We start from the raw sequence: 9,960 nt of genomic DNA on the forward strand, positions 1-9,960 counted from the left end.
CACGAATTATTCGTGGTTATTCGTGCAATTCGTGTCTATCCCTCTTAATTTGGCGGCGATCGATCAGAACATTTCACTGCAAAAAAAAACACTCGCCGCGCAAGCTATGCGCAAGCGCTGTATTCACAATTTCTATTTTCTATTGTAGTATGGGGGAGAGACAACAATGGTAAGGAAATATCATGGCCGAGCTCGATGAACCGATACTGAACTATACGAAACAGGATTATGTCTCGCTCCCGCATGACGCGACCATATCCCGTGCGCTCGCCGGGCTCCGCACGAAGAAGCTCCCCGGAAAGATAGTGTATTTCTATGTCCTCGATGCCCATAAGCGGCTTACCGGCATCGTATCGACACGGTCGCTTTTGACGAGCAAACCTGATGCCCGTGTACGTGATATCATCGAGCCGTCGATAATATCGCTCCCGCATACGGCGAGCGTTTCGGATGCCTGCGAATTCTTCATCATGTACCGGTTCCTCGCATTCCCCGTCATCGATTCGCACGGCAGGATGCTCGGTGTCGTCGATGTGAACCTGTTCTCCGACGAAATATTCGAATTGACCGATCGCGAGGCGCGCGAGAACGTGTTCCAGCTCATCGGCGTCACCGCCGACGAACGCAGGCACCGGAACATCTTTCGCTCGTTCACCGCGCGTTTTCCGTGGCTTATCTCGACCATCGCGGGCGGTGTCATCTGCGCCGTCATCGCCAATGCGTATCATGCGACGCTTTCTGCATACCTTATCATCGCGCTTTTTCTGCCGCTCGTGCTTGCGCTTGCCGAGAGCATCGGCATTCAGTCCATGACGCTTGCGCTCGCCGGTCTCAGGAAGAAGAAATCGTTCGGGGAGACGGCGTTCACGGTCGCGCGGGAGACGATGACGGCGTTCACGGTAGGCATCGCATCGGCGCTGGTGGTCGCGGTATTCCTTTTTCTCTGGAAACATGACGCCGCGGCATCCGTAGTGATGCTTGCAAGCATCACGCTCGCCATGCTGACGGCGGCGGCGTTCGGTGCGGTGGTGCCTCGCCTTGTCCATGCATTCGGCAAGGACCCTTCCATCGCGGCCGGTCCGCTTACGCTCGCGCTCGGCGATGTAATGGCGCTCCTCTATTATTTCACCATTGCACGGGCGATATTCTCGCTCGGATGAGGATGATTTTGCCGCGCTGCTTGACATACTCTGCGATAGTAGTATCATCGCACGCATATTCGGGGCAACACCCCGGCCGGTATCATTGGTATCGGAAATTTTCAGGAGGTATCTCTATGAAGCATCTCATCATGATGCTTTCGACGGTGGTCCTTGCGGGCGCTTTTGCGTTCGCAGCGGATGCCGCGAAAGCCGCTCCGACAGCCAAGGCTGATGCCAAGGCAGCAGTTGCGAAGACGGAAGTGAAGGCTGTTGCGAAGGCCGTCACGACGAAGACCGAGGTCAAGGAAGTTGCGAAGGTCTGCCCGGTCTGTGAAAAGAAAGGCATGAAAGAGTGCACGCATGTCAAGGCAGAAGCCGCAAAGGTCTGCCCGGGCTGCGCGAAGAAAGGCATGAAGGAATGCGCACACGTCAAAGCACCGGCGAAGACGGACGCGAAAGAAACGAAAAAAGACGCAACGAAGAAATAGTATATCGTTCCTGTCTGAAAGCCTCCGCGGCAACGCGGGGGCTTTTTTTAAAGAACTATCTGTGTGCCTACTTCGATGACGCGCCCCGGCGGTATGCCGAAATAATCGATGGCGGATTCGGCGTTGCGGTGCATGAAACGGAAGAGCTTACGCGGCCAGCGCGCGGAGCCCGGCTTATCGCTTATGCCGATGCTCACCCTGCCGACATAGAAACTTATCTGCTGGGCGTCGAGCGAGAACCCGTTCTTATTGCAGAGATCTATCACCTCGTCTATCTTCGGGGATTCCATGTATCCGAAGCGTGTCCGGATCTCGACGAATCCCTCGGTGTAGCGGGTTATCGTAAGCCGCTCGCCCGGGTCGATGGAGGGCACTTTCTCGAAACCGATTGAAAGCATTATCACCGTCTCATGCAGTATCCTGTTGTGCTTGAGATGATGCAGAAGCACGGAGAGCTTGTTCTTGAGATTGCCTATCATGAACACGGCGGTGCCGGGAATGCGCACGACATCATACTGCTTCTTCGCGAGCCCCATGAGAAAATTGTCGAACGGCACGCTCCCGGCCGACATGATGCGATGTATCTCCGTGCTGCCGCGTTTCCATGTCTGCATGAGCGTGAAGAACACTATCGCCGCTATGATGGGGAACCAGCCGCCGTTGGCCACCTTGTAGACGTTTGCGGAAAAGAACGACAGATCGACGATGAAGAATTCGATACAGACCATGAGCGTAAGCATGAGCGGCCATTTCCAGACCTGCCGTGAGAGCACGGTAAAGAGAATGCTGGTACAGGTCATGGTGCCCATGACGGAAATGCCGTATGCCGCGGCAAGATTGCTCGATGACTTGAAGAAGAGCACGAGGAATACGCAGGCGAACATGAGGGCGAAATTGACCGTGGGGATATAAATCTGACCGTGCATGGCGTAGGATGTGTGCACTATTTTCATCTTCGGGACATACCCGAGCTGCATGGCCTGCTGAACGAGCGAGAACGCGCCTGAGATAAGCGCTTGCGAAGCGATGATGGCGGCTATCGTTGCGATCACGATGAGCGGGTAGAGCGCCCATGACGGTGCGAGATAATAAAAAGGGTTCGCCACTGCAGCTTCACCATGACGGAGTACGGCTGCCCCCTGTCCGAAGTAGTTTAGTATGAGCGATGGGAACACAAGGAACAACCAGGCAAAGCGTATCGGCGATTTCCCGAAGTGACCGAGGTCGGCATAGAGCGCCTCCGCCCCGGTTATCGCAAGCACGACAGCACCGAGCACAAGCGCGCCTGCGAGTTTGTGCGCCAGAAAGAACTGCACGGCGTAATACGGGTTGATCGCCCAGAGCACTTCCGGCGACTTGATGATGGAATTGACGCCGAGAACCCCGATCGCGAGGAACCAGATTATCATGAGCGGTCCGAAAATGATGCCGATAAAGCCCGTGCCGCGGCGCTGCAGGAGGAAGAGCCCGACGATAATGATGATGCATATCGGTATGACGAACGGCTTAAATCCTGCGGCAGCAGTTTCGAGGCCTTCCACGGCACCGAGCACGGTAATGGCAGGGGTTATCATCCCTTCGGCAAGAAGGAGCGTCATACCTACGAGGCCTACGACGACAATGGGCACGATCGCCTTTTTAATGTCACGGTTGGCTATGATGAGCGCGAGGAGCGACAGTATGCCGCCTTCACCCTGATTGTCCGCCCGCATGATGAAGATGACGTATTTCGATGTGACAACGAGGATAAGCGCCCAGAATATGAGCGATAGTATCCCGCAGACATCGGCATACGAGAATGAGAGACCGTAATGCGGGGCAAAGCATTCGCGGAGTGTGTAGAGCGGGGATGTCCCGATGTCGCCGAATACGACGCCTAGGGCGCCTATGGCGAGAGGGGCAATGCGTTTTCGTTCGGGCGTTTCCATGGGTGCTGATGTGCCGGGAATTGTACAGGCGGCGTCAAAAAATGCAAGGCAAAAAGCGTATCAGCGATGTTACTATCGGCTTGCACCGAGATAGGTACATGCCTTCGGCACCGGCTTCAGCTCGATGACCCCGGCAGTGTTCTTGTCAAAAACACCCGCTTCTTCCATAGCTTTCGCTATCGTATCGACCTGGGCCTGCGAAATGATAAGGTCGCTCATCTCACGAGCCGTCGAAGTATCGCTCCCCTTGCCGTCAAAACGGAGGTAGCGGAGCTTGCTTATCGTTGCGCCGGCAGCACCGACACCCATGGCAGCACGGACGAGATCGGAGGCGCGGCCTTCATTGCAGATAAGCGTGAAATTGACGAGGTCGCTCAGGAATTTGCGTTTATCGGTCGTTCCCGTTCCTGCGCTGCGTTTGCGCCATTCGGTATTGCCTTTGACATCATCGATCGCGGATATCATCTGCTCGATGCTCGCAGCATGTTTCTGCTTGCCGCGGAGTATCTTCGTGTTGAGCAGGCCTTTTGCGACCGGGTAGTTATAGATGAATCCCTTGCCCGGCTGATCGAGCTTGCCGGCGTCGATAAGTACGTTCATCACTTCATTGACATCCTGTTCGGCAACCGTTATATGTACGACGTCCTTTTCAGCAGGGATCGTTATGCGCAGAAGACCGAGTTTGTCGCGCAGTCCCGTACCTTCGCCGAAGGTGATGTTCGGGACGGAAAACCCCATATCGAGCGCTGCACGCACTATGGTGTCACCTTGGCCGCGCTGTACGATGCACGTTATGCCGGAAAGGCCTGTTGCCAGAGAATGGCCGTCGCCTTTCGCCGGTTGTGACGGATCGCCGGTACTGGCGATGTTTTCAGATACAACGCTGCCGCGGCCGGGTACGGTAAGATCTGCCGCATCGATCATCTTTTTTATGACCGCGTCCTCGCTTCCTTCCGCGACATTGCAGCGGAAGAGCTCCGACGGTTCTTCGTCCAGCTTCATTCCTGCACCGATGCCGAATATACCGTTCGTTTCCTTCAGCACAACAGCGCGCCCCGATTGGATGTGCACATCGGCGACACCGGCTTTCTTGAGCGCATCGACAACACGGCTGGATATCGTCTTATACACTTCGCAGGTTATTTGGGTCGTTTTCCTGGTCTGCATGATGTTCCCCTTACGCCGCTTTTACCGATTCGGTGAGCGCTGATTTTCGCTTCATGGTGACAACGAGCCCGACGATAAGAACCGACAGGATAGGCCAGGCGGATGCGAGAGCGAGAATGCCGAAACCTTCGACAACGCCTACCTGACTGCTGACGCCGAGACCCATGGCAAGAACGAGCGGCACCGTTACCGGGCCGGTGGTAACGCCGGCACTGTCCCAGCCGATATTGACGAAGTCCTCATTCGATATGATTGTGAGCACGACAAGGATCAAGTATGGCGGGACGAGCATCCAGATAAGCGGCCAATCGAATACGATCTTCACGACGCCGAAGGCTATGCCAACGCCAACACCTATGGCGACAGCCTGCATGAGGAGCGATTTCTTGAACGTTCCGACGGTCAATTCTTCTACGGTCGCACCGAGGGCATTAAGCGCGGGCTCTGCAAGTGTGGCCCCGTACCCCATCATGAACGCAAAGAAGAGCACCATTATCAGCCCGCCGACAAAGCCGAAGAGCGGGCCGCGTACCGGCGTGTATGAGTACTGCGATGTTGCCGCATCGAAATTGTTGGATTTGTACGGCGTCATCGCATAGGAACCCTTCGTCTTCTGATAGAAGAATTCGTGTACGGTCCCGTCCGGCGTTACCGCTTTGTTCACGATGGATGGATCGAAGTCACGGATGTTCTGTGTCTGCTCGGGCATCTCTATCGCTTTGAAGGAGGAGGGCAGTTTCGTTCCCACTTCGCTCCCCAGCCGCGAGAGGCCGAGCTCAATGCCGATATTGAAGAGCGACATGCCGATGACGGCAAGGAATATCCCGAGGAATATCTCATCGGCGCGTTTCATCTTTTCGCGCAGAACGAGCAGCAATACCAATACGAGGAACAGACTGAGCGGGAGAATGGCCTGCACAGCCCCGATACCGTTGCGGGTGAATATATCCTTCCAATTGAATGCGGGCGGAGCGTTCGCCAGCAAATGTTCTATCGCTTCTTTTACTTTTTCCGGCGTGCCGTATACCGCAAGCCGCTGTTCCTGACTGCCGCTCTTGAGAAGCCAGTCGGTGAAAACCGCAGTGCTTCCGAAACAGAGCGTGCGCATCGATTCATTCGTGCCGAGTTCGGCGACGTAATTCAGCATGTTCTTCGGATCGTCGTTGAAAGCGGCAAGCTGCGCCTTCGGGGAGGCGTTCTTAAGGCAATAGTTCCTCATTTCATTTTCACTGGTGAACAACGATGTCACTTTCGCACGATTATCCGCGCTGAAAAAAGCGACATCCTTCATCGGCAAGGGGACGCCGGGGAGGAACAGCATGCCGAGCCCCATGACGGCGAGAACGGGGAATGCCGATGCAAGCGTGACAACGCCGAAACCTCCGGCACCGCCGCTGTCGCCTTTTGAGGCAACACGCGATATGCCTATCCCGAGCGCGAGTACGAGAGGAACGGTGACCGGTCCGGTGGTCACACCGCCGCAGTCCCAGGCAAGACCGGTTACATAAATAAGGTTCGGCTCAAAGAAGGCCCATATCGAGATGCCGCCGCCGATGGCATAAAGAACATATATGAAGGGTTTAAGCGACCAATTGTACAGGAAGCGGAGCATGCCGAACATGACGGCAATGCCGACGCCGCCGCCGACCGCTGCGACAAGATAACCGGAATTTTTATTGAGAATGAGGAAGAGGAGAGGCGCATCCCATGCTTTAACCGATGATCCGGCCATTTTAAGAACGCCGATGGCCGGTTCGGCAAGCGTCGCACCGATACCGAGCAGGATAGCGAATATTAAAATGACCGGGAGAACGGTTTTCTGCGGGAGCTTTACGCCGCATATTTCGCCGAGCGGCATGAGGCCGAGGAAAAGCCCTTCCATGAACAGGGCGAGGCCTATGACCACAACGCCAATGCCGAAAGCTACGACGAGGGCGTGCGATATGGATACGCCGAGGATGAGGGTTTGGAAGAGAACGAGATAGACGACTATAAGCGATACGGATTTTATCTGATCGAGAACCTTTTTCCATGCATAGGGGCCGAGCATGTCGACGGTCTGCTTGAACGAGATCTTGACTTTGCCGGCTGATTGCTGCGTTGCCATACGCATCTCCTCTCTTCGGTGTCTGAAGGACTTCTGACACCACTATATAGCCATCGATTTTTTTATGCAACGGAATTGACGTATTTATTGTTTCAACATTTACTTGACGTTTCATAACGGGAGCGATATACTGACCCATGTCGGTGATCGTGATGCGGATTATCCTTCTTATTCAACTGAGCTAAGAGGTTTTCAATGGAAAAGGTTCATCTATCGTTCAAAGAGCAGATGCGGCTTGTGATACCGTATGCGTATCATAATATCAAGGAGCAGGCGCTTGTCGTTGTGCCGGTATGTCTGTATATAGTTCTGTTCCAACTTGTCATTCTCCGATACAGTATTCTACAGACCGGATTTGTCATCGGCGGTATCGTGCTTGTTTTTATCGGGCTGGCGTTCTTCCTTGAAGGCATTCGGATAGGCTTGGCCCCCATTGGAGAGATCGTTGGCAATAACCTGCCGAAGAGCAGCCCCAGCATCGTCGTTCTTATTTTTGCGTTCATGCTCGGCATATTGGCATCGTTCGGCGAGCCGGTGCTCGGCACCCTTCAGGTGGCTGCGTCCCAGCTGAAAGAGGAACATGCCCCGCTTCTCTATATGCTCCTTGTCGGTAAGCCGATGATACTGGTGGGTACGGTCGCATTCGGTGTCGGTGTCGCGGTGGTCATCGGAACGCTTCGTTTTCTCTATGGATGGAGCTTGAAGCCGATAGTGCTGCCGCTTGTGCTTATCGGCATAGTGCTCACGATAATCGCTTCGCAGGATAAAATGCTCGCATCGGCGATAGGCCTTGCCTGGGATACCGGCGCTGTCATTGTCGGTCCGGTGCTCTGTCCGCTCGTGCTCGCTCTCGGCGTGGGTGTCTGCCGCGCTTCGGGGAAAATGAATCCCACGATGGCGGGGTTCGGCATGGTCGGGCTTATCTCAGTCGTGCCTATTACCGCGGTGATAATACTGACGTTCGTTCTTTATACATTCAATAGCGATCTCAGGGCGAAAGGGCATCATGCGCCCGCAGCGCATACGAGTACCCTTGTTACGAATGTTGGCGCGCACGCCGCTCCGGCAGGGCATGCTGCCGCGGCCCCCGCGACCGAGACGCATTCTGCAGCTGCGGTACCCGATGCGGCGGCGAAGGAAGCGCTCGACAGCGCCGGTGCTGAAAAGATACAATTGCCGACGGCACTTGAGTTCACGGTCTTTTATCCCCGGCTGCGACTCCTGACATTGCCGTCCGATCTGAAGTATGCGGATTATTCCGTCAAAACGGCGCGACTGCCGGCTGAAAAAAAGAGATTATTCCTCGCTGCGTATGAGGTGAGCGATCAGCATCAGAGTATAAAGATAAAACGCGGTTTCGGGCCTGAGGTACGCGCGCAGGTGCCAGCGCTCCTCACGGAGTTGGGATATAATCTCAGGGAAAGCCCCGTCGGTATTTTTGAGCGGGTATATACCGTAACGGTGACCGACGAGAAGGCGCTTAAGGGCAGCATTACGCTCAAGAGCGATGTTCCTCCGGGCATGAAGAAACAGGTCGCCGGTATACTTGCCAGTATTGGGTATATGAATAGCGCCGCGGTATTACTCGATTCCCTTGTGCTCGGAGTGCGGGCCATCCTGCCGATATTCGCTTTTCTGTTCATCGTCATGCTTATTCTGCGGCGCAAGGGTCCACAGATCCAGCAGATAATACTGGCGCTCGTTTTTGCGATAATCGGATTGACCTTGTTCTTTTTCGGCTTGACGGCCGGCCTTGGTACGCTCGGCAATCAGATGGGAAGCCGAATGCCCGCGGCATTCCTCGACTATCTGCCGCTTTTCCCGGCCGAGACATCGCTCTACCCGACGGAGATCGGCAAAGTGATCGTTGTCATCTTTGCGGTCATACTGGGATATGGCGCAACGCTCGCAGAGCCAGCATTCAATGTGCTCGGTCAGCAGGTAGAGGATGTGACACAGGGCGCTTTCAAAAAGAACCTGTTCAGCCAAGCGGTGGCATTGGGCGTGGGTATCGGTGCAGGGCTCGGTATCGTATCTCTGCTCTATAATATCAATCTGCTGTACCTCCTGCTTCCTCCCTATGTCCTTCTGGCGATACTGACGGTGCTCAATCAGGAGATATTCGTTAATATTGCCTGGGACGGCGGTGCCGTTACGACCGGTCCGGTGACCGTTCCCTTGAAGCTTGCGCTCGGGCTTTCATTGAGCGTCGCTACCGGCGCGGGTGAGGGTTTCGGCGTGCTGGCGCTTGCCTCGGCCTATCCGGTGCTCAACATCCTGCTTCTGGGGATGTTCCTCGGCACGAGGAAGTCCAAGGTAAAAGAATTGCAGACGGCGGAGTAACACGATGAATGCGCAATACAAAAACTCAAAAGATCATTATAAGGTCACCGTAACTGTCGAGCCCGAAAAGAGCCGATCGCTCATCGATGCTGCAGTGAAACTGGGGGCTGAGCGCGTCTTTCTCGCAAAGGGACGGGGAGTGCTCCACAAGCAGAAGCTTGGTGTCATACCGCTTCCGGGAATATCGCCCTCATTCGATATCCTTACGCTGATAGTGACGAAAGAGCATCTCGAACTGCTCATGAATACCCTGGTACATGTGGGGCGGCTCCATTACTTCGGCGCCGGTGCTATTTACGCTACGAAGATACACGACACGTGGTATAACGGACCAGCTCCGTTCTCCGCGAGCGGCACTGCCGCCGCCCCGGCACAGTACGAGTTCCAGAAGGATCTTATCGCCGTGAACTGCATCTGCCAGCTCGATCATGCGGAAGAGATCGCTCACAGTGCCATGCTCGCAGGCAGCCCTTCGCCGACTATCACCTTCGGATACGGGCACGGGATACGCGATCGGTTAGGATTCTTTCTCCAGCTGACTATCAATCCCAAAAAGGAATTTATCGGGCTTGTGGTCGGTTCCGCCGAGGCTGAGCGCATCTTCGAAGATATGGTGGACAGCGGGCATCTGGACCAGCCGGCTATGGGCTTTATCTACACCAATCCGGTTGAAATGGGACTTATCAATAAGGTGAGCTTTCAAGCGACATCCCCGTATCCGGCGACAATGTAACAGATCATCAAAGCGATCGATCAGATGCAGGGTAATACGAATTGGCGTAGTT

7 protein-coding genes are annotated in these 9,960 nt (G+C 54.8%); 4 read left to right on the plus strand and 3 right to left on the minus strand.

Annotated elements, in window-relative coordinates:
• Positions 1-182 precede the first annotated feature (182 nt).
• Complete coding sequence (locus AABZ39_19865) at positions 183-1,160, plus strand: magnesium transporter (GenBank protein ID MEK6797040.1); 978 nt, start codon at positions 183-185, stop codon at positions 1,158-1,160.
• 116 nt (positions 1,161-1,276) lie between these two features.
• On the plus strand, positions 1,277-1,630 hold the full coding sequence (locus AABZ39_19870; GenBank protein MEK6797041.1) for a hypothetical protein: 354 nt from the start codon (positions 1,277-1,279) through the stop codon (positions 1,628-1,630).
• Between the two features lie 47 nt (positions 1,631-1,677).
• Here the strand turns inward: AABZ39_19870 and AABZ39_19875 are convergent, their stop codons facing one another.
• The 3 genes from AABZ39_19875 to AABZ39_19885 form a co-directional block, all read right to left on the minus strand.
• On the minus strand, positions 1,678-3,558 hold the full coding sequence (locus tag AABZ39_19875; GenBank protein MEK6797042.1) for a potassium transporter Kup: 1,881 nt from the start codon (positions 3,556-3,558) through the stop codon (positions 1,678-1,680).
• A 72-nt stretch (positions 3,559-3,630) separates the two neighbouring features.
• On the minus strand, positions 3,631-4,725 hold the full coding sequence (locus AABZ39_19880) for a hypothetical protein (GenBank protein MEK6797043.1): 1,095 nt from the start codon (positions 4,723-4,725) through the stop codon (positions 3,631-3,633).
• A gap of 10 nt (positions 4,726-4,735) precedes the next feature.
• Complete coding sequence (locus AABZ39_19885; protein MEK6797044.1) at positions 4,736-6,832, minus strand: DUF1538 domain-containing protein; 2,097 nt, start codon at positions 6,830-6,832, stop codon at positions 4,736-4,738.
• A gap of 195 nt (positions 6,833-7,027) precedes the next feature.
• On the opposite strand from AABZ39_19885, the gene AABZ39_19890 reads away from it, so the two are divergent.
• Positions 7,028-9,175, plus strand: a complete 2,148-nt coding sequence (locus AABZ39_19890) for a DUF1538 family protein (protein MEK6797045.1) — start codon at positions 7,028-7,030, stop codon at positions 9,173-9,175.
• 4 nt (positions 9,176-9,179) lie between these two features.
• Positions 9,180-9,908 (plus strand): hypothetical protein, encoded by a 729-nt coding sequence (locus AABZ39_19895; protein ID MEK6797046.1) that lies wholly within the window; start codon positions 9,180-9,182, stop codon positions 9,906-9,908.
• Positions 9,909-9,960 lie beyond the last annotated feature (52 nt).

It is taken from the genome of Spirochaetota bacterium (assembly GCA_038043445.1).
GTDB lineage: Bacteria > Spirochaetota > Brachyspiria > Brachyspirales > JACRPF01 > JBBTBY01.